Source organism: Spiroplasma eriocheiris, assembly GCF_001029265.1.
Lineage (GTDB): Bacteria > Bacillota_I > Bacilli_A > Mycoplasmatales > Mycoplasmataceae > Spiroplasma > Spiroplasma eriocheiris.
Genome location: NZ_CP011856.1, coordinates 1,166,098 through 1,187,355 on the forward strand (window position 1 = coordinate 1,166,098; position 21,258 = coordinate 1,187,355).

The following is a 21,258-nucleotide window of genomic DNA, read 5'->3' on the forward strand; positions in this document are numbered from 1 at the left end:
ACACTCCTCCTCTAATCCTCAATTGCATTCCGCTCTAATTTTCGTAGTTGTCGTTTTGATAATTTTGTATATGAATATTTTTCGTTATGGGTTTTATTTAAAATTTCTTTTACTTTAGCTTTAATTTGTTGTTTTTGCTCTTCTTTTAAAATCAGAAGAACACTTCGTTTGCGAGCATATTCTTGCGTTGATTCCACTTGGCCCATCGCATCAAAGATAATCCCAATTCTTCGAGTTCCATAACGGGCATGCAAGAATCGTACATGTAGCACGGTAAGGGCTAAAATAATAAAGAAAGTAGCAATTGCTAATAAAATTAAACAATTAATAATAATATCGACCTGGTAGTAATGGATTTGTCCAACTCCAGCCCCAATTCCATAAATAATTTCACCCATACTATGCATTCCGTAAGTAAATGGCATAATATTTGATAACCCATTATAGAAATCATTAGCCATAAAGGCTGGGAATAAGATTCATCCACAAGCAAAGTTAAGCATTAAGAAGACTAAGTTTGCAACCCGCGAGCCAACCTCATCAGGAATGGCAAATCAAATTCCCGTGACAATAAAGGTTAAGATAAATCCCATAAAGATTACAAATAGGTATAATAATCAAAATGAAGAGCCTAAAGTGGTGAAACCAATTGCTAACAACATCAACATTAGAATTGTTATTTGAATAAAAGTGTTAACTTGGAATATTAATAATTTTGATAAATAATATTGGTAAAACCTTGTATTTGGCGTACGCGATCGACGATTATAAATAACAGTGGAAGCAAAAATACCAATATAAGTAGCAATTAAAATGAATGCTTGTCCAAGTCCGATTCCATACTCACTATATTGTTTTCCAACTAGTTCGAATGGCATATCAAAGATACCACCAAGGGTTTTTCCATTATCAATAAAATTACCCATTGCATTAACAAAATCATTATAGTTCATTATCGCAGTAGTATAATCTATGCTTGTTATTTTTTGTGTAACCGGGTTAATTTTTCATACATATGGAGGCGGTATTTTTGTCCCTGATAAACTATTTGAATGAAATAAATTGTTAATAATTGGCGGAATAGAAATTGGTAAAATCCCGGTAAATAAACGGTAAATTTCATCAGAAATAGTTGGACTAATCAATCCATCTGATACTGTTAAATCTAAAATTCTTTTTAAAGCTTCAGCACGAGGAAAAACTGTTTGTAGTTGAACAATAACACCTTTATAAGTGACCGGAGGAATTAACCTCGAGTCTAAAAATTCTAAAAAGAAACGGTTAATATCAGATTCTTCAACAGTTCTAGTTCAGCTACCATCAAAATTTTGTTCATAATAACTAAATAAAGTAAATAAAGTTGTTGATAAAAGTTGGGGTGCAATTGTCGCTGCTAAGGTTGAAGAAATGTTCTGATAAAAATCCGTAATCATTCCACTCGCAAAGTTATGACGAAAAGTTCCCCATAAACTAATTTTATTAGTTTTATATCATTTTAGTTCTTGAATAATTTTTCCCGATAGTAACTTGGGATCTAACGTATGTTCAGGATTTTTATCGTTACAAATGCCACTACTATCAAAACCATCAAAACAAGTAAAATTTGCTTTATTCATATTAATTAACAATGATGTTAAGTGCTGAGTAAATCCGCGGGGAATTCTAATCTGTACTCAATATTTGTTATCTAATTCTTCGGGATTCCCGCGATAACGGACATAGTCACCTTCAACTTGGCCAACTTTTAAATCATATTTAAAACGATTAGTATTTGGATTATAAAAGTTTAACTTTGTAATTGCCTCATCTGTGACACTAGTATAATAACCATTTTTCCCAACCATTTGGGCTGATGCACGACAGTCTTCTTGAGTATAGGCAGTATAATCGTAGTCAATACTTTGGGCATTTAACAACGATGTTGTGTGGGGCCCGCTGCCATTTGGATCATTATCATTTTTATAAATCATACAAACATTATCATCTTGGTTGATAATTGCCATCGGAATTCGTTGTAAATTTGAATATGGATCAAAGAAGGCTCAAATATAGAAGAACCCATAAATAAAGGTAATGAAACACCCAATGATAGCTATCACCCGGTTAAACGGTTTTTCCACAAAAAAGGCACGGAGTTCATCTTTTAAAATTGTTCGAAATTTAGGTTTTCCTTCATTTCGTAATTTAGTTTTATATTCTTCATTTTTCATAATTAAGTTCTCCTTCCTTTCTATGCTATCCCTTCGCGGGCATCATCATAAACATAATTACTTTTAATCCGTGTTAAATTCATTAAATACTTATTGTATTTATATTTATTTTTAATACGGTCTTTTTGATGCTCAACAATTGATTTTAGTTCTTCTTCTAAAACTTGAATTTCATTTACAATTTCGCTAATTTTATGGTTTGCTTTTTTAACTTTAATGTTATAGTTATCATCTTTCATTAATGAAGCTAATTTTTGATTTTTTGCTTTCTCAATATTGATTGTTTCTAATTGTTTATTTAATTTAATGATTTTTTCTTCAATAAAACGGTTAATAATTAAACTTGATTCTTTTAACGCAGTTACTTGGTCTTTTATTTTTAATAATTTATTTTCATATTTTTTAGTAAGATGTTCAGTTGCTTTATTATTTCTTTGCAAATCATTTAATTGTTCTTTAATAATATTATATTCAATAATTAACTTATTGATTTTTACTTCATTTGGACTATCAAATAAAGTTTTTGTTGTTGAAGCAGTTAAATCAGCAATTTTCTTTTTCGTATAGATCAATTCTTGTTTTAACTTAATCCCTTTTACCTTAACTTTTCAGTCACTTGTATTCCCACTTGCTAAAGTATCATACTCTGTTTTCATCGTATTATATTTAGCAGTTAAACTACGAATTCTTTCAATATTGGGATTTGCTTTTAATTCCATAATTTCTTGGCGGTCTTTTTTAATTTTCTCCACTAACTTATTAATTTTTCGTTTTAATTTTGTTACTTTTTTCTGATCATGGGCCGAATTAGTAATCTCTACTTTTTGGCTTAAAATATTATAGCGTTGGTTAATAATTTCAAAACGATCACGGAGAGTCACTAAATTTGATTCTAACTTCTTAATTCGAACAACCGCGGGATCTTTATATAAATTACTAATCTTATCTTCTAATAATTTAATTTTCTTGTTCCGGTTAATTTTATCAATATACTCTTTAATTAAGGTTGTATATTTAATATCTAAGTTATTAATAACACGACGACTTTGGGCAAAGTTTTCTGTTTCGTTAATATTGTTCATTGCTAAATAAATTTCTTTTAACTTAAAGGTTCCATAAATGTCAATCCGACGATAAACATATGATGTTGCTAATCCTAGTGCTAAGAAAAAGGCAAAGAATAAACAAATAATTCCAAATGATGAAAGAATTTGGTCATTATAATTACTTATAATTCCCTCGTTAGAAGCCACCCCATACACAATGTTACTTAACCCTCGAATTGTGTAAGTAAACGGTACGATATAACTAATTCCTTCAAAGAATTTATTCTGTAAGATAGCTGGGAAACTTCCCCCCCCGGCTGCTAAATTGAAAACAGTATACATAATACACAAGAACCGCCCACTATTAACATCTGGTAAACAATACCAGAGTGCCTGGGTGATGGTTGTTAGCACCGTGGCGGTAATAACCATCCACATTAGCATGTAAAGAATTGGTGAACCTAAATTACCATAACCAACTGCTAATAAACCAATAAATAACAACAAGACCTGGGCATAAGAAGTCATAATCATAGTTACTCATTTTGCTAAATAATATTGATGTCATTTTGCATTCTTAGTGTAACTTTTTTTACTATAAATAAATGTTTGTAACATTGCTCCAACTCATAAAGAAATTGAAATAAAATATAAACCTAATCCATATCCATAAGTTCCAAATTCTTTTCCTTGAATATGAGTATTAATTTTCTGGGAAGCTTGGGCATCCGAAATAAAATAATTAGTTACTGACAATAGTTTAGATTTATAATCTGATCAATAAACTTTTTTCAACATCTTTTTTGTCCGGAATTGGTCCTAAATTAGGCAACATAATTTCAAAAGCCTTTGGTAATAATTCAACAAAAGTCATACTTTTGTTGATTCCTACGGACTCAAATTTAACAAATTCATCGTATTTAATATGATGGAACATTAACACTACTGAGTTATATAATTCTTCATTATCTTTTTTTAACTTTTGCAAAGCATTGTATAAGTTTGTTGAAATTGGTTGACCACTAGCATCTTGACAAACTGTCGTATTATTAGTACCATCACAATCATAACTATTAATACCATTAACTATATTCATAATAAAGTTTTGAATATTATAAGGAATAATATAATACTCTCCAAAGTGTTGACCCTGATCTTGGCGGGCACTTAATCAAAATAATGCTTCGGGTGAAATTGTGGTTAACACACTCGTTGCAATTCCCCCAAACGTACTTTTTAACATGTTCATAATATTTCCAATCATAAAACTATGTTCATAAGTAGCTCATAAATTTATCTTATTATCCTTAAAGAAATCCATTGCCTTATAAAGATTATCCTCTTCATTAGCAGCAAAAATTGAAGTTCCAATTAAACTTAAACCACGCATTAATTTATAAGTATTTAACGTATAGTTTTGCGGAATGTTTAATTGTACTCATTATTTTGATTGTGGTGAAAAATAAGCATCATTACCACTTAAATAATTGATATTAGTACTAATATCCCCAACACTTTTAGTAATTTGTTTAGTTGCTGGATTATAAGCAGAACCATTGGTCATAATATCATCAACTAAAGAAGCATAACGATAATTTAATTCATAAACGGTTTTATCAAAACCTCCTGTTTCAAACCATTGCTTAGCTAAACCACCACATTCCGAAGAATTTTTGGCATTATCAAAATATGATACTTCTTTTGCATCATCAATAAACTCATTTCCACCCTTAATAGTACTAATATACGCAAAACAACTAGGGGCATCACGATTAACAATTGCCACTGGTACTTGGTCAATTCGGGAAATTGGATCTCATACTCCCGTAATACAAATAATTCCATAAATAAAAGACATAAAACAAATTAAGAAAAATCTTAGTAAGTGTTTTTTACTTTTAGCAATCGAATTAAATAATTCCGTCTTTAAAACAGTCCCGAAGGTTAGTCGGGTATATTTTTGAACTTCAGTGCTAGCTGCCTTATCCTCATTGGGCACACTAAAGTCATCTTTATTTTTGTTGTCCATATTTTAATTAACTCCCATCAAAAATGCTACTTTTAAAGTATATCATATATAAAATTTAGATTAAATATTCTACATTAAAAAATATAAAAAGCAACAAAATTAAAATTATTTTTTTAAAAAATCCTAAATTTTTGCCATAATATTGTAAAAAAGATAATAAAAAAATCATAGTATTCACTATGATTTTGATGACTTAATTCCTAATAACTTGTCAACAACATCTTCTAGTCCGGCGTAACTAATAGCAAATTTGGTAGCTGCACCATTTTGTTTTAATAATCCGCGATATTGAGTCTGAATTTCAGTTTTTTTTTTTTTTTTAAAATCTTCCATTAAGCGAGCTGCAAAATTTAACGGTGTTCCATTAATAATGCTAATCCCTGCTCAGTCTTTATGATAGGGTGTATCATCAGATGTCCCCCATGTTTTTCCTAATGCATAAGTCGGATTATTACGAATCATGTTTAAAATTTCAAAGGCTGCCTTACGAATAGTTTTTAGAGCACTCGTAATAAAACGCTGGTGATACTTTTCATATAATTTTGCTTGGTCAACATCAACTCCCACCACATAAGCATTGGTATTTTCTAAAACATCCAATGTTTGGGGTCCTGCCACCGGGAAAATAACATCCGCTTTACTAGCTAAACTTTTTGCTAAGGTAACCCCATCGCCCTTACTAAAACTACTTGTAAATCATGCACTATCATCTTTACCATTCGTTCCGACTGCAGGTGGTGTTGTTTGGGCAAATTCAATTTTTTCTAATTTTTGATCTTGTCCCGTGATAATTTTCATATAATTCTCAATATTATATAGCGATGGTTTTACTAGTTGTAAGTCTTTATTAGCCGGGTCCACAATTTTATTAAAAGTTTTCAACCCTGCTAAAAATCCTCACATATAATTAGTAACTGAACCAGCAAAATCAAAACCACCAAAAGTAGCCGCCGATAATTTTCCATCGCCATTAACATCACCTTGTTTTTTAAAAGCATTCAAATAAATCCCGACTGCTAAGCCAGCATAAAATCCTGAGTTTTGACTATCAAAAGTTGTCCCTGCAATTTTACTATAACCGCCATCTTCATTCTTAACTGCTTCTGCGGCACTATCTAAGAAAACAATTCCTTTAAAATTTGAATAATTTTGGGCCTGATGATTTAACCATCCGGCCGTTGCGGCATGTTTAAATCCAGCAATGGCAATATATTCAGCACCCGAACTTAAAGCTACTTGATATGCTTGTTTAAAGTCATCCGTTAAAGGGTCAACTCCTCCACTCGTATTTTTTGTTTCAATAAAAGATGCTTTACGATTAAAGGCATTTCTTGCAAAATCATCCGCACCTTCTAATGCCGATTGATTAAATGAATGATCATTCACCGTTCCTCCGTCAGTTACGACCCAAACTTTTGAAGTTTTTTGGTTGCTGTTATCACAAGCAATAGTTGTTGCAATTGGTAAACTTGCTAAATTTAGTACACAAAAAAAACTAATTAATTTCCTCATCTATATGTTCCACCTTGTTCAAATTAATTTTTAATACAGTCCAAAAAATTATACCACATTTTTAAGTTTCTCATTAACAAAAAAATAGCTCCATTATTATCCTTTATTTTAACCATTTTTGAAATTTTAGTCCTAATTTATCTAAAGAAGTCCCTAGTAAATGAACAATCGGACCAAAGGCAAAAATGAACGCCATTGTTCCTAAGTTAATATAGTTCAAAAAGAACTTTCCTTTTAAATCCCAACTAATAGTTGTTGTTACCAAGGTAATGATAACCCCTGGAATTAAAATACAAAAGTCTAAGAAAATTCGCGCATTAATATATTTTCACTTACTCATTTTTTGAAAGTTAGAACAAATTGAATTATAAGGACCTAAAAAAATATTTGATTTTAATCAAATGGCATCCCCAAGAGCATTTAATAAAAATCCCCCAAAGAAAATTCACATTCGAATTGTATAATCACTATTTTTAATTTTATTAGCAAGCGCTGGAGTGATATATAATTCATGCATTTGTAACATAAATGGTTCTAACAAGACAATAACAAGATCCATCATTAATACCCACCACAAAATATTAAATTCATGTTTATTTTTAGTAACTTGATATTTACGATAAGCACTAACACTAGCAAATCCAATTGAAAACAACATTAGGATAAAAAAATAACATCCTAACACAATTCAATGGACTGTTCCATTAGAAACTGTCGTATCCAAGGTTCCATCCGTGTAAATTCCTTTTCAAACCATTAAAACTGAATAAATGGTAAAGTCAAGGTGCATTACCCCAACCGCTGTTGGTAAATATAAACTTAACCCAATTGTAAAAAGATATAATCCAATCAGGAATAGGAAAATTTTAATACTAATTTTTTTTCAACTTATTTGTTGTTTTAAATTGACTAACATAATATCTCACCTTTCCATTGTTTTTAGAAAATAGCTAACCTTTTGATTCAAAAACAAAAAAGACAAATATTAAATATTTGCTAAAAAATATCAAAAAGTAAAACTAAATAATTATTTTAATAATTGTGAAAAATAAGAAATTGCAACAGTCGCAAAAAGAAAAATAAAATGGAAATAATGCATAATATTTCTATGCTCTTTACTCACGATAATGGTCATTTTCTCCCTGCTTTCTAAATCTAATCATTATATTATATCAACAATTTTAAAAAAATAATTAAAAATATGATAAAACTATATAAAGAATATTAAATATTGAGTAAAAGGATAAACTATATGACAAAAATCGAAGAATGAAGTAATGAAAAATTAGTAAGTTTATCTAAAAATATCACAGATGAAAAAACCAAAAAAATTCTTAATGAATTGATTACCCTAAAATTAAACTTTGCGACAATTGAACGGTTATTAAGATTTAAAAAGGGCTTATCATGGGAACAAAAAAAATTAATCTTACATATTACTAAAGAATACAGTAATTCCCCAACAAAAGAATTACCGCTAATTCTTGCAGAACAGGAAAGTGTACCAACAAAAAAAGAGTTAATAAAACCATCGGCCAAAAAACCAGTGCGCAAGGATAATCCAAAACCTACTTTTCAACAAAAAACACCGGTAAGCAAGCAAAACCCAGAACCAATCGTTAAAACAGAAAATATTACAAAGCAAACAATCCCTTTAACTAAAAAACCAAAAACCACTAATACTAATCAGAAAGTAGCTCCCAGCCGGTGAGATAAACTAAAAGTAGAACCAAATAATTCGGAGACAAAAATTCTTAAAATTAAAACTTCCACAGTAACTCATAAAACAATTAATATCTATCATTTAGATGACAATGAACTTAATTTAAAATTGCGAGAAATTAAAAATTATAACCAAGACACAATTGCGGTTGTTAACAAAAATGATACTTTAATTAACTCTGCTAGTTTCTTACCTTCTTTTACGAAAGAAAATCGCTTTAGTTTAAACTGATTTGTTAAAACTAATTATAAAACATGAAATAAAATAAAATAAAAAGTCAATTTATTATTAATTGACTTTTTATTAATATTATTTACTAATTTTTTTAATTAAAGTTTTAATTTTTTCGTTAAAAGCTTGGTAAACATCCGATAAACTTTTTTTAGCCACCATTGCCCCAATCATTCATGAAATTAATTCGGCAATTGTAATAATTTCTAAGCCCTCAAAACGGTGCTCTTCAGGAATATCAATAGTATTAGTTACAATAACTTTTTTCGCATATCCTTCTTTAATTAATTCAGTTAAGCGATCTCGCGCAGGGTTTGAAAAAACCCCATGGCAAGCTAATAAATAGACATCTTTTGCCCCATGTTGTTTTAGTGCTTTCGCAGCATTGCAAATTGTGCCCGCTGTGTCGATCATATCATCAACAATAAAACAAACCTTATCTTTAACATCCCCTAAGACAAACTGCACTTCACTAACATTAGGTTTTGGTCTTCGCTTGTCAATAACCGCAATATTGGTTGCCAAATTACCAAGACGATCAGCAATTTCACGGGCACGTACTAATCCCCCGTGGTCTGGTGACACAATTGTAATTTCTTCTTTAATATTATCTTCTTGAATTTTACGAATAATGGTACGCGCCATTTCTTGGGTCGTACGTAAATCATCAACTGGGACATCAAAGAACCCCATTGATTGGGGAGAATGTAAATCAACAGTCATTACTCGGTTGGCACCGGCTGTTGTAATTAAGTTAGCTACTAATTTACAAGTGATTGGTTGGCGACCACGGGCTTTCCGATCTTGACGCGCATAACCAAAATATGGAATAATAACATTAATAGTTTGGGCACTTCCTCTTTTTAACGCATCAATGGCAATTAATAATTCCATCAAATTTTCATTAACCGGATTGGATGTTGACTGAATGATATAAACATCTTTCCCCCGTACTGAGTTAACAGCCCTTGTTAAAATTTCCCCGTCCGCAAAGCGGTTAATTTCCATTTCTTCTTTTTTAATACCTAATAACTTACAAATTTCATCGGCTAGTTTATCCCCGGCTGTTAATCCATAAATACTATAGTTTTTTTCTTCCATTATCATTTCTTCTTTCTATTCCTTATTATATCCATCTAACATAATGTGTTTTATAATTATATTATAAATAATATTCCTAAATAGTAAACAATGTTTTTTAAATACTTAAATAATGTTATAATTAAAAAAATGGGGTGGTATGATGGATCTAAATGAAAAAGCAAAAGAAATAATTCAAAATCTTCGTCCTTATATTAATCAAGATGGCGGGGATATTGAATTTGTTGAAGTGAAGAATAATATTGTCTATGTTCGCCTAGCTGGCGCATGTATTGGCTGTGGTTTAATTGACAGTACCATTAAAGATGGAGTTGAACAAATTGTCAAAGAAGAACTCAAAGAAATTGAAGCCGTAGAAGTTATTATGTAACTTCTTTTTATTTTGCTAAGTAGCATCTTTTCTTAATCATTCAGTTAAACTAACATCCTGATCATATTCTTGCTCGGTTAAGTTTGCTGCTAAGATTTGCCGAGCAAAATTATAATTTTGCCGACTAAAATATTCCCCACTAATATGTTTAATGGTAAAGAATACAAAAACCATTAATAATAAACATACTCCGGCGCAAACAGCAAAAATAATCATCACTAAATTATGGAGGTGACTAAGATCATAAGAATCATTTGTTACCACTGGTAAATTTCAATTAAGAGTGATATTTTTAAACGGTCCTACTTGGGCATTACTAATTGCCCGTTGCACAAATTGTGCCCCAAATGTAGTTAATGCATTTAAAGCTGAAAAACAACCGGTTACCGGACGGCGACTAACCCGGTAGTTTCAAACCATTGATAATGAAAATAAAATTACAAAAATAATACCAAACGCCAAGACACTTAATAATTGGCAAGTAATTCATAATTCAGGAATCTTCGTAAAAGCAACTACTAAAAAATATATTATTCAAATAGTAAAAGCTCCGAAAATTGTATTACGAATCCCTCATTTTTTAACAATAACTGGATAAAGGAGGATCCCGGCGATAATTTGGGGAATTCACCAGAATTCCTGGGTTAAATGTAAATATTTATTTATATAGGTAAGATTCTGATAAATTTCTCAAGTTTGTTGAGCTAATAAGAAATTGTAAAAATCACCCTGGGCAAATTCTCGCATTACCCCCACAAAAAATAAAATTACCAAAATACCACTAACTTTTCACCAGGAAAACTTACTAGCTAATTTTAATTGTTGGCTATTAAATGCTCCAATATATTCTTTCCGTTCCTTTAGTTTAAAACAACAAACAAAAGAAATTAGAATAAACCCTAAAATTAAACCAAACAAAATATAATAATCCACTTCATAATTTTTGTTAACACTCTTTAAAAAGTTCAAAATATTTAACCCAGTAAAATTAGCAATAATTACCACCGGAAATAATAATGCGACTGTTAAAAATGAATTAGTCCGGTATAAATAAACTTCATTAAAACATAAGTATCAAATTGAATTTGAAGCAATGCCAATCCCAAAACATAACGCACAAATAATAAAAATAGTTTGGTTGTGGGGAATGGCAAGCGCTAAAATAATGCCGAGGATAATTGTGAAATATGATAGTCAAAACCAAAAACGTCGAGTTAATAAACCAGTAATCCACGAAGCAGGAATAAAAAAGATTGTTGCATAGAAACTTGCACTAACTCCGACTAAAATTCCTAAGTTTTTTCAATTAATATTAGCAGTAAATAAAATGAAATTATAATTTAAATTTAAAATTGCAGATAATGTTAATCAAAAAAAGAAATGTTGAATAATAAAAAACCATTGTTTTTTAGTTTTAAAATGTCTTTTGACTAATAAGAGCACATATAAAACAATTACAACAATAGTTAACAATGGATATAAAATCAAACTATCTCAATCTTGCATAATTACCCCACTTTATAATTCTTTAATAATTATATGATAATTATTCCAAAATTATCCGAGATTTTAATAATTATCTAATTTGGCAACTCGTTTGGCATGACGGCCAGCATCAAATTGGGCATCAAGGAACTCTTGGACAATTCATATTGCCTTATGGTTTGCAAGTAAACGAGCTCCTAAGGCTAGCACATTCGCATTATTATGTTCCCGAACTAGTTTCGCAACAGTTGTTTCATTACACAATGCTGCTCGAATTCCTTTAACTTTATTAGCAGCAATTGAAATTCCAACTCCCGTTCCACAAATAACAATTCCCAAATCCGCAGCTTTATTAACTACTAATTCCCCAACTTTGAAACCATAATCTGGATAGTCAACTGACTCAGAAGTATCAGTTCCAATGTTAATTACTTCATAACCATTATCTTCTAAATATTCAACAATTACATTTTTCATCTCCACCCCAGTATGGTCATTTCCAATGGCAATTTTCATGTTTCTTCACCTTCCTTATGTTTTAACTATAACATACTTTCTTTTTAAAATTAAAAACCTAACCTTAATTAATCACAAAAATTATTTAAAATAATTGTAGCATATTCAACACGAGTTAGTTTTTGATCAGCATACTGTAATAATAAATCCGCACACTGATTATAAATTTGGTGTTCACTCATTTTAAAATGAATATATTGTTCATTTTTAATATATCATAATTTTAAACATTGAATAATAAAATTAAACTTCACAATTAGTTTTAAATTACTTAGCGCCCGGTTTTTTTGGGCATCATACATATATGAAATTAAACGATCATAAACATTCTTTTTATCTTGCGTTTTCAAATTAAATTCCGCAATAATCGGATTGCCAATATATTGGTTAAAAATCGTTTTAATAACTTCTTGATCTTGTAAATTAATAAATTCAATGGGGATTTCTGTTTTTTCCACAAATTGCAAATAAGTTTTAATATTATTAATTAAGATATCATCATCAATTGATTTTGGTAACACTCACCGGTGGGTATTATGTAAAATAATTGTTAAATAATGTTTTAACTTGTTAATAATTAATTGCCTTAAAACCTTGGCAAAATTTAATAAAGTTCGATCATCACGATAAACGTCATTATTACAACTAATTTGCAACGCAAAATCAAAGTCAAAATATTTCATTTGCTTATTAATAATTCAGGCATCCGAATATAAGCTACCCTTTACCTTGGGAACTGTTAAAATTCTAAATAATTTCATATATTTTGATAATTCCGGATATTGGTGAATCTCTTCTAAAAACCGATCAATAATATTTTTGCGAATAAAAGTTTTATAAGTGTGCTTAATTTTGATCACAATTGGCTTTCAATTTTTTGTCATTGCTAAAATTGAATCAATAATTTTTTTCTTTTCCATTTTCTTAACTCCATTAAAATATCTATCTTATTTTCATAAATTTCTCATTTATATTATTCTTAGAAATAAAAAATATTATTTTTCATTTAATATCTCTAGTAATTTTTGAGGACTCATTGGTGTTACAGTTACAATTAAATTATTATACTTATTAATAACTACATATAGATTATTTTTAAAGTCATCTAATTTAATATAAAAATTTCGTGTGGTTTCAATTCGATCAGTCGAATTATCAATCATTTTAATAATCTTTTCCTTAATAATTCATTCATCCATTGCTTTAAAATCAGCAATGCGTTCTTTAATTCGTTGCAAACCATGATATGAAAAATTAAAGTTATGTTGATAATAATAGCCCATGTTAAAAACCTCACTTACTCTTTATATCCATTGTAATTATATATTAACAAATAAAAAAATAATTTTTATCTTTTTTAGAATTTTTTTGGTTATTATCACTATTTTTTTTGCTTTTTAACTACGACAGACATAAAACTACCAGTAATCCAGTTAATAATTCAGTAAATAAACAAGATAATCGCAATATAACCGGTAATTGTATTATTTAATTGGGCACTAATCTGATGGTGATTACTTAAACTATTCGTTGTAAACTTCGCAATTGTTACCCCTAGTCACAATGCAAACGGAACCACTAACCCTTCTATAATTAACTCTAACGATAACCCATCGGCTTTAAAACTATCCATTAAAGTAGCAATTACATATAGTAATAAAGCTGTTGATAAGACTAAATAAGCTAGCGATAGTAAATATGGTAAAGGACCAATTGCTAAAATACTTTCCCCAACATTTGGAACCGGATCAGTGATACTTGGCATAATACTAATTGTCAAACAAATGTTTAAGGTAATTAAGGCAATTAACGAATAGTAAACCAGAGCGGGAATAATTAAGTAATTCTTATTATTAAGGTTTTTATTTTGTAAGGTCTTTATTAAATGAACAATTAACGCAATTGTCACACAACAAATAACAAAAATAATAGCGCCCCATTTTTCTAAATTGATATTACTGTAAATGTTAAGAAGAGAAAAAACAACAATTGCCAAAATAGTTGTAATTCCTAAACCATATCCTAATAAATAAAAGTAAAAGCGAAACATACTTAAAGAAAAGATTTTTCACCCTAAGGCTACGCGGTTTTTTACATTATTATATAAAGTTTGGTAATAATCCACATTATATTTTGAACCTTGCGAAGCCATTTCATAACCTCTTTTAAAATCAAAGAATGCCTCTTTTTTATTAGCAGTTAAAATAACCTGGCGCTCTTTTTGGTAAATTTCTGTTAAAGCACCAAGAACCTTATCAATAACTTCTTTATAACGGGTAAAATCACCTTCGATCAATGCAGTTTTTCGTAAATCTCGCACTAGGGTATTAACAAATTCTGGTTTAACCGGAGATTTTTCATATAATAATAAATCCTTTTTAATTCCTGACATGTTATTTTTTAAAATGTTAATTTTCATATTTTCTAAAATAGTGTGTAATTTATCATAATTATACAATAAAAAATCTGATTTTGTTTTTTTATACTGACGCATTCCAATGATTGTCGACATAAAAATTGATTTAAAAGTCGGAATAATCATTGCAAATAACATCCCTAAAATAATTAACTTAAACGGACTTAAAATTTGTACTAAGTTACTGTTCCCTTGGTTATCAGTTAATCAATTTACCCAACTTGAATAGGCAAAATAAGCTAACACAATAAAAACTAATGTAACTAAATTTCTTGTAATTAAACGCATTATTCACCTGCCAACTTTCTAACTAATTTTCCACAGCATAGTTTATTCATTTCTTAATTTTATTGTATCCTAAAAAATGAGAAGAAAAAACATGTTTAGGTTATTTTTAATCACTAAACATGTTCCATTTTATTCTGAATCCCTTAGTTAATATTTTTATAATAATTTATTAATTTGTGCGCTTAAAACAACAACTTCTCCGCCAAAGACAACTTGAATATTATCACCTTTGATAATTGAACCAGCTGCTCCTTCGTTCCGAAATACTTGAGGATCTATTTTTGTTGCGTCTTTGACTGTTACTCGGAGTCTGGTTGCACAAGATGTGACAGAAATAATATTTTCTTTGCCACCAAATCCTTTAATAATATTAAGAATTCGTTGGTCCGCATCATTAGTTGCAAGAGATGTTTTTTTTAAGCTAAAATCTTTTTTACTTAGTAATCTCACTTCATTGTTTCCACGGCCAGGAGTTGGTAAATCTCAATGTTTAATTGCAAAGTAGAAGGCACAAAAAGCGATGATACCCTCCCCGATGGCAAAAGGAAAGGCATAATAGAACTTAGTTCCCTTCATCACTGGTAAGGCCCCATAGATCATTAAATCAATAAAACCACGGGCAAACCCAACCCCAACATGAGCACCTACTAATTGCATAAACATATATGAAAAACCTGATAACGGTACATAAATTAAATAATATAAATAGGGGGCTATAAATAAGAAGGTAAATTCTAATGGTTCAGTAATCCCGGTTAGAAAAGCAACTACCATTGCTGAACCAATTACTGAAATAGTATTACGGCGATTTGATTTATTAGCGGTTAAAATAAAGGCAATTCCAATTCCCATACACACACCTAAATAAGTTGGATAGTCTTGGGTAAATCTTCCCGCATGAATATGCGCATACTTTGTAAATCATTCAAAAATTGGAACTGAGCCCCCACCACTATTAATTGGCAGACTATTATAAGGCAATCCATTAATGAAGTTTCAAATTGATTGGTCACCATTAATTGGATTATCTTTTAAAAGGTCTAAAATATGCTTAATTTGTTCATTTGTAGCATCAACATTCGCTTGTTGAATGGCATTCATAAAGATCTCAGTTGACAATACCCCACCAAATGGAGTAGTAAATGCGACCGCAATCACAATTTGGTGTAAACCAAATGGCATTAATGCTCTGGTAAAAATTCCATATGCTAAACCATCAACCCCAGCGGGTGCTTTGGCAATATTTTCGCCAATAATATTAATTGCTTGCCCAACCCATGGTCAAAAAACTAAGAAGATAATGGCAATTATAAAGCTTAACGGAATCATTACAAACGGTAAGAACCGTACGCCACTAAAAAAACTAATTGCTGATGGTAATTTTAAGAGGTGTAAACGATTATAAACATAGGCAGTAACCGCTCCAATAATAATCCCACCAAAAATAGATGTTTGTAAGGACCTAATTCCTAAATTATTCGTAATTAAGCTATTTAAGCCCTCACCGCTATGAAACCACATAATGTCTTTTAAAGTATTTCCTTCAAAATGAATGAATGGAATTTGGGAAGAAGAAAAAACTAAATAAGATATTATTGCAATAAAAGCAGCGGCACCTGACTCACTAGTAAAAGTAATTGCCACAGCCACACAAAACATAATAGCAAAGTTAGCAAAAATAATTTCACTCATTCCTTTAAAAATGTTTGCGGCAATAACTCCACTCGTACTATGATCATTAGCCCCGATTGCCCCACCAATTCCTAATAGTAATCCGGCAAAGGGTAATACGGAAATCGGCAACATTAAACCACGGGCAAATTTTTGCAAATTAGCTGATCATTTATTTCTACGTTGTTTCCATCATTCTTTTACAAAGGAAAAACTATCTTTATTATCTGCTTGATACTCTTTGTTCAATATTATTCACCTTCATTCTTTGGTAATATTTTCATAAAATGTTCGGTAATTACTTGCGGACGCGTAATCGCGCTTCCCACGACTACTGCTCAAACATGATCAAAATCTAATAAATCTTTAACTTGTTCTGGATATCAAATACCACCTTCAATAATTAGATGGCTTTTATTAATAACTGGCTTTAATTCTTTAACAAATTGATAATTATTATCTAAATTTCCTAATCCTACTGTTTGGGAAGTATAACCGCGTAAAGTTGTTCCAATAAAATCAAATCCTAATCGTTCAGCATTTTCAATATCACTAATTTCCGAACAATCAGCCATAATTAACTGGTGGAGATGATTTGCTCGTAAATATTCGACAATTTCTTCTAAACTTTCGCAGGGACGATTACGAAAAGTGGCATCTAAAGCGATAACATCCACTTGTAACGCAACTAATTGTTTGACTTCTGCTAAAGTCGGGGTAATAAATACTTCACTATTTTCATAATGTTTTTTAATTAGTCCAATAATTGGAACCTTAACTACTTCTTTAATTGCTTTGATATGTTCAACTTGGCTTAACCGAAGCACTTCCGCCCCGCCTTGGACACATGCTAAAGCAATTTTTTGCAACACATAACTATCATTTAAAATTTCATCATCAACTGCTTGACATGATACTATAAGTTTTTTCCTAATTTTACTTGTAAAACTAATATTATCTCCTCCCCTTTGATAAATATATTGTAATCTTTACTTTTTTACAAATAAATTTTATAATTATGAAAATTTTTTACATAAAAAGAGTTATAATAATTTGCAAGAGGTGACAAGATGGGACAATTTAAAATTTTAGAAATTGATAATCCGCAAAATACTCATAGTGATTTAACAATCATTGATTTTATTAATGCTGAAACAGAGTATTTTATTAATAATAATATCCAGAAGATTGCCCAAAAATGCTATGTTTCAACAGCTTCAATTAGTCGTTTTGCTAATAAAAATGGATTTCAAACCTTTCGAAAACTTCAACAGTATGTCTATGAAAAAAACGAATGGCAAAAAAACATTATCAATTATCAACCGGAACCCAACTCCAAGACAGCATTAATAACATTACTACATATAATATCTATGCAATTAATGAAACAGTCCAAAATATTCAACACCAACAATTAGCAGTTCTTGTGAATGATATTATGCAAGCAAACCGCATTCTCATTTTTGGTGTTGGTTCATCCTGAATTGCTTGTGAGGAATTAGCAAATAATTTGCAAAAAATTGGAGTTAATATAGCTTGTAATAAAGATTTTCATACCCAATTACTAACAATCCCTGGTTTAACAGCTAATGACCAAATTATTTTATTTTCAAAATCTGGGCGCACTAGAGAAATCTTAGAAATTCTTAAAATAGCTTTTAACTATAAAATTCCAGTTACTTTAATTACTTCAAATGTAAATTGTGAATATGAAAAATATTTACATAATAAAATTCTCTTCCGAACGCTTAAACAAATCTCACGCTATTCTGCTGTTTCTTCGAAAATTATCCAGTTATTATTTGTAGATATTGTTTTTAATCAGATTATTGAAAAAAATAGTAATTATAAAAATTACATTATAAATGGAACTAAAATTGTCAAAACTTGAAATAATACTAAATAATTAAAAATAATAAAACTCAGATTCTAATAATCTGAGTTTTATTATTTTTATAGTCACCGGTGATAAATTTTGATGTAAATAAACTTTGTCAGCTGACTCAGCAAGCAATAGGATATAATAATCATCACCAAGAATGCAAAATAAATTCCTGGTAACGGACGCATACCCAATTCGGTCCCAATAATCGTAAAGGGAATTACAATTCCAATGGTACTAACTGCTAAGGTAGCAACATTTAGTTGCCAAGCAGCACGTGATTGGATAAATGGAATCCGACGAGTACGGTACATTTGTACCACTAAGGTTTGGGTTAGCAATCCTTCAACAAATCAACCCGTATGGAATAAACTGATTTGTTCAGGGGTTGGGTTTCCTTGTGATAACACCCCAAAATAATAACCCATTATTGCAAAGGTAATACTATCAAAAATTGAGGAGACTGGTCCGTTAATAAAAACAAACGGAATAATATCTTTAGTTGTCCAAGTTTGCGGTTTTGCTAAAAAATCAGCGTCTACTTTATCAAAAGCCACAGCAAATTGCGACATGTCATATAATAAATTTTGAAATAATAATTGAATCGGCGCTAACGGGACAAAAGGTAGCCATGCCGAGGCAATTAAAACACTTAAAACATTTCCAAAATTTGATGAAATTGTAATTTTAATATATTTTAAAATATTCCCAAAAATATTGCGCCCCTGAATAATTCCTTTTTCTAAAACTAATAAGGACTTTTCTAATAAAATAATATCAGAAGCTTCTTTGGCAATATCAGTTGCATTATCAACTGAAATTGCGACATCACTTTGGCGTAACACCGGCGCATCATTGATTCCATCGCCCATAAAACCAACCGCATGATCATTAGCTTTTAATGCATCAATAATTTTGGCTTTTTGTAACGGGTTTAATTTTACAAAGATATTATTTCGTTCCACCACATCCCGTAATTCATACTCACTTAATTTTTCTAAATCTTCGCCACTTACTAATCCCTTAACATTGAGGTTTACCCGATTACAAATTGCTCTAGTTACTTGCTCATTATCCCCAGTTAAAATTTTTAATTCAACCCCATTTTGTTTTAATAACTTAATCATTTTCGCAGCAGATGGTTTGGGCTTATCTAAAAAGGAAATAAACCCTAAAAAAATTAAATCATTTTCATCACTTGTTGTATAATAATCATTTTTTTCATGTCCACGTGAGTAAGCCACACCAATTACACGCAATCCTTCAGTATTTAAACGATTAGTTGTTGCATTAATCATTCTTAGATGATCATCACCAAGGGGAACTACTTTCCCATCATATTCAATGCGGTTACAATTTTTAACAATTTCTTCAATTGCCCCTTTGCAAATTAAAGTATGGTGGTTATCTTCACCTTTGACAACAACTGTTAATTTCCGGCGGTTAAAGTCAAACGGAATTTCATCAATTTTTACATAATCATTTGCCATTAATTTTAAGTTATGTTGTTCAACATATTTAATAATTGCCTTATCCATCGGATTTTTTAAACCAGTCTGATAAAGGCTATTTAAATAAACATAATTTAATAATTTTTCATCTTGCTTATTATTTAATAATGTATAGTCAATTAACTCAATATTATCATTTGTTAGTGTCCCGGTCTTATCCGTACATAACACATCAATCGCTCCTAAATTTTGAATTGCTTCTAATTTTTTAACAACAACTTTGGCCTTGCTCATTTTGCTAGCCCCGCGCGCTAAATTAGAAGTAACAATCATTGGCAACATTTCGGGTGTTAGTCCAACCGCTACTGAAATTGCAAATAAGAGCGCCCCAATCCAATCATTTTTGGTAACACCATTAATAACAAAAACAATTGGCACCATTACAAACATAAAACATAATAATAACCAAGTTGTTCTTTTAATTCCCTTGTTAAAACTATTTTGTGGTCTTTTTTCAGTAATTGTTTTTGAAATTGTTGCATAATAAGTATTCTCTCCAACCCCAATTACAATCGCAATTGCACTACCTGACACCACGCTTGTCCCAGTATAACAAATATTTTGTAATTCTAATAAATTTGATTTTTCTTTATTATAACTAGCATGTTTTTCAACGGGCAATGACTCTCCCGTTAATGAAGACTGATTAATAAATAAATCATTGCTTCAGAGAATGCGAACATCAGCGGGAACCATATCCCCACTTGATAAATAAATTAAATCGCCCTGCACTAATTCATGAATTTCTAATTCTTTGGCTTCTTTTATTAATTCAGTATTATTACTTGCGACAACTTCATCAACTTTTTCATCCTCTGTTAGTCGAATCACCGTAATAGTGTTGCTAACTAAATTAGTTAATTTTTTCGTTACTAAATAGCTACGGACTTCTTGAATATAAGACACCGTTGTGCTAATAAAAATCATTACTAAAACAATAACTGTTCCGACTAGTTCAAAACTATCACCGTTCATAAAAAAATAACTTAAAAGATTATATAGGGCAATACACCCCAGCACAATGTTAAATGGATTTAAAAATACTTTTAATAATTCTAAAAATCAATGAAACTTAACTTCTTTTAAAGTATTATCACCATATTCTTTGGCAATTTCTTTTGCTTGGTCAAAATCTAACCCAAATTTTGGAAGATGAAAATGATCTAAAATCCCCACCTGTCCAAGTTGAGCAATTCTTTTAATTTCATCAGTTTTAGCAAACCCAATTTCTTTTTTACCTTTTCTTTTTTTTACCTGCATTCATTAG

At 30.2% G+C, this 21,258-nt stretch carries 19 protein-coding genes; 4 read left to right on the forward strand and 15 right to left on the reverse strand.

What is annotated here, in order from left to right; translation table 4 throughout:
* Positions 1–11 precede the first annotated feature (11 nt).
* The 6 genes from SERIO_RS05355 to SERIO_RS05370 all read right to left on the reverse strand — a co-directional run bounded on the left by SERIO_RS05355 (position 12) and on the right by SERIO_RS05370 (position 7,713).
* Positions 12–2,210, reverse strand: a complete 2,199-nt coding sequence (locus SERIO_RS05355; protein WP_047791811.1) for an ABC transporter permease — start codon at positions 2,208–2,210, stop codon at positions 12–14.
* Between the two features lie 20 nt (positions 2,211–2,230).
* A complete protein-coding gene (locus tag SERIO_RS06525) occupies positions 2,231–4,054 on the reverse strand; it encodes an ABC transporter permease (protein ID WP_148553471.1) in 1,824 nt (607 codons plus the stop codon).
* The gene (locus SERIO_RS06530) at positions 4,023–4,646 is read right to left on the reverse strand and encodes a hypothetical protein (RefSeq protein ID WP_148553473.1); all 624 of its coding nucleotides are present in this window, start codon (positions 4,644–4,646) and stop codon (positions 4,023–4,025) included. The genes SERIO_RS06525 and SERIO_RS06530 overlap by 32 nt, the downstream gene beginning before the upstream one ends.
* Positions 4,647–4,697: 51 nt before the next feature.
* On the reverse strand, positions 4,698–5,285 hold the full coding sequence (locus tag SERIO_RS06535; RefSeq protein WP_148553475.1) for a YhgE/Pip domain-containing protein: 588 nt from the start codon (positions 5,283–5,285) through the stop codon (positions 4,698–4,700).
* A 177-nt stretch (positions 5,286–5,462) separates the two neighbouring features.
* Positions 5,463–6,797, reverse strand: a complete 1,335-nt coding sequence (locus SERIO_RS05365; protein ID WP_047791812.1) for a type 1 periplasmic-binding domain-containing protein — start codon at positions 6,795–6,797, stop codon at positions 5,463–5,465.
* Between the two features lie 103 nt (positions 6,798–6,900).
* Complete coding sequence (locus SERIO_RS05370) at positions 6,901–7,713, reverse strand: SPE_1075/MLC_0560 family membrane protein (protein WP_047791813.1); 813 nt, start codon at positions 7,711–7,713, stop codon at positions 6,901–6,903.
* A gap of 336 nt (positions 7,714–8,049) precedes the next feature.
* Between SERIO_RS05370 and SERIO_RS05375 the strand changes: the two genes are divergently transcribed.
* The gene (locus SERIO_RS05375; protein ID WP_047791814.1) at positions 8,050–8,793 is read left to right on the forward strand and encodes a hypothetical protein; all 744 of its coding nucleotides are present in this window, start codon (positions 8,050–8,052) and stop codon (positions 8,791–8,793) included.
* Between the two features lie 36 nt (positions 8,794–8,829).
* Here SERIO_RS05375 and SERIO_RS05380 read toward each other — a convergent pair whose 3' ends face one another.
* Positions 8,830–9,852 (reverse strand): ribose-phosphate diphosphokinase, encoded by a 1,023-nt coding sequence (locus SERIO_RS05380; RefSeq protein ID WP_047791815.1) that lies wholly within the window; start codon positions 9,850–9,852, stop codon positions 8,830–8,832.
* Between the two features lie 139 nt (positions 9,853–9,991).
* Between SERIO_RS05380 and SERIO_RS05385 the strand changes: the two genes are divergently transcribed.
* On the forward strand, positions 9,992–10,222 hold the full coding sequence (locus SERIO_RS05385) for a NifU family protein (protein WP_236682142.1): 231 nt from the start codon (positions 9,992–9,994) through the stop codon (positions 10,220–10,222).
* Positions 10,223–10,237: 15 nt separating this feature from the next.
* On the opposite strand, the gene SERIO_RS05390 is transcribed toward SERIO_RS05385, so the two are convergent.
* The 7 genes from SERIO_RS05390 to SERIO_RS05420 all read right to left on the reverse strand — a co-directional run bounded on the left by SERIO_RS05390 (position 10,238) and on the right by SERIO_RS05420 (position 17,551).
* Positions 10,238–11,728: an MFS transporter gene (locus SERIO_RS05390; protein WP_047791817.1), complete on the reverse strand. Its 1,491-nt coding sequence runs from the start codon at positions 11,726–11,728 to the stop codon at positions 10,238–10,240.
* 63 nt (positions 11,729–11,791) lie between these two features.
* Entirely contained in the window at positions 11,792–12,223 is a 432-nt protein-coding gene (gene rpiB / locus SERIO_RS05395) for a ribose 5-phosphate isomerase B (RefSeq protein ID WP_047791818.1), read from the reverse strand.
* Positions 12,224–12,291: 68 nt separating this feature from the next.
* Complete coding sequence (locus SERIO_RS05400; RefSeq protein WP_047791819.1) at positions 12,292–13,143, reverse strand: hypothetical protein; 852 nt, start codon at positions 13,141–13,143, stop codon at positions 12,292–12,294.
* 75 nt (positions 13,144–13,218) lie between these two features.
* A complete protein-coding gene (locus SERIO_RS05405; protein ID WP_047791820.1) occupies positions 13,219–13,506 on the reverse strand; it encodes a hypothetical protein in 288 nt (95 codons plus the stop codon).
* A 98-nt stretch (positions 13,507–13,604) separates the two neighbouring features.
* Positions 13,605–14,927 (reverse strand): hypothetical protein, encoded by a 1,323-nt coding sequence (locus tag SERIO_RS05410; RefSeq protein WP_053040863.1) that lies wholly within the window; start codon positions 14,925–14,927, stop codon positions 13,605–13,607.
* Positions 14,928–15,083: 156 nt separating this feature from the next.
* Positions 15,084–16,847, reverse strand: coding sequence for a PTS transporter subunit EIIC (locus SERIO_RS06875; RefSeq protein WP_047791821.1), 1,764 nt, complete (start codon positions 16,845–16,847; stop codon positions 15,084–15,086).
* Between the two features lie 2 nt (positions 16,848–16,849).
* Positions 16,850–17,551 carry an N-acetylmannosamine-6-phosphate 2-epimerase gene (locus tag SERIO_RS05420; protein WP_047791822.1) on the reverse strand — a complete coding sequence of 234 codons (702 nt, stop codon included), beginning with the start codon at positions 17,549–17,551 and terminating at the stop codon, positions 16,850–16,852.
* A 117-nt stretch (positions 17,552–17,668) separates the two neighbouring features.
* On the opposite strand from SERIO_RS05420, the gene SERIO_RS06765 reads away from it, so the two are divergent.
* Together SERIO_RS06765 and SERIO_RS05425 are read left to right on the forward strand one after the other, a co-directional pair.
* Entirely contained in the window at positions 17,669–18,016 is a 348-nt protein-coding gene (locus tag SERIO_RS06765) for a hypothetical protein (RefSeq protein WP_073797519.1), read from the forward strand.
* A 20-nt stretch (positions 18,017–18,036) separates the two neighbouring features.
* Entirely contained in the window at positions 18,037–18,504 is a 468-nt protein-coding gene (locus tag SERIO_RS05425) for a MurR/RpiR family transcriptional regulator (RefSeq protein ID WP_236682186.1), read from the forward strand.
* A 47-nt stretch (positions 18,505–18,551) separates the two neighbouring features.
* Here SERIO_RS05425 and mgtA read toward each other — a convergent pair whose 3' ends face one another.
* A complete protein-coding gene (gene mgtA, locus SERIO_RS05430; RefSeq protein WP_047791824.1) occupies positions 18,552–21,251 on the reverse strand; it encodes a magnesium-translocating P-type ATPase in 2,700 nt (899 codons plus the stop codon).
* Positions 21,252–21,258 lie beyond the last annotated feature (7 nt).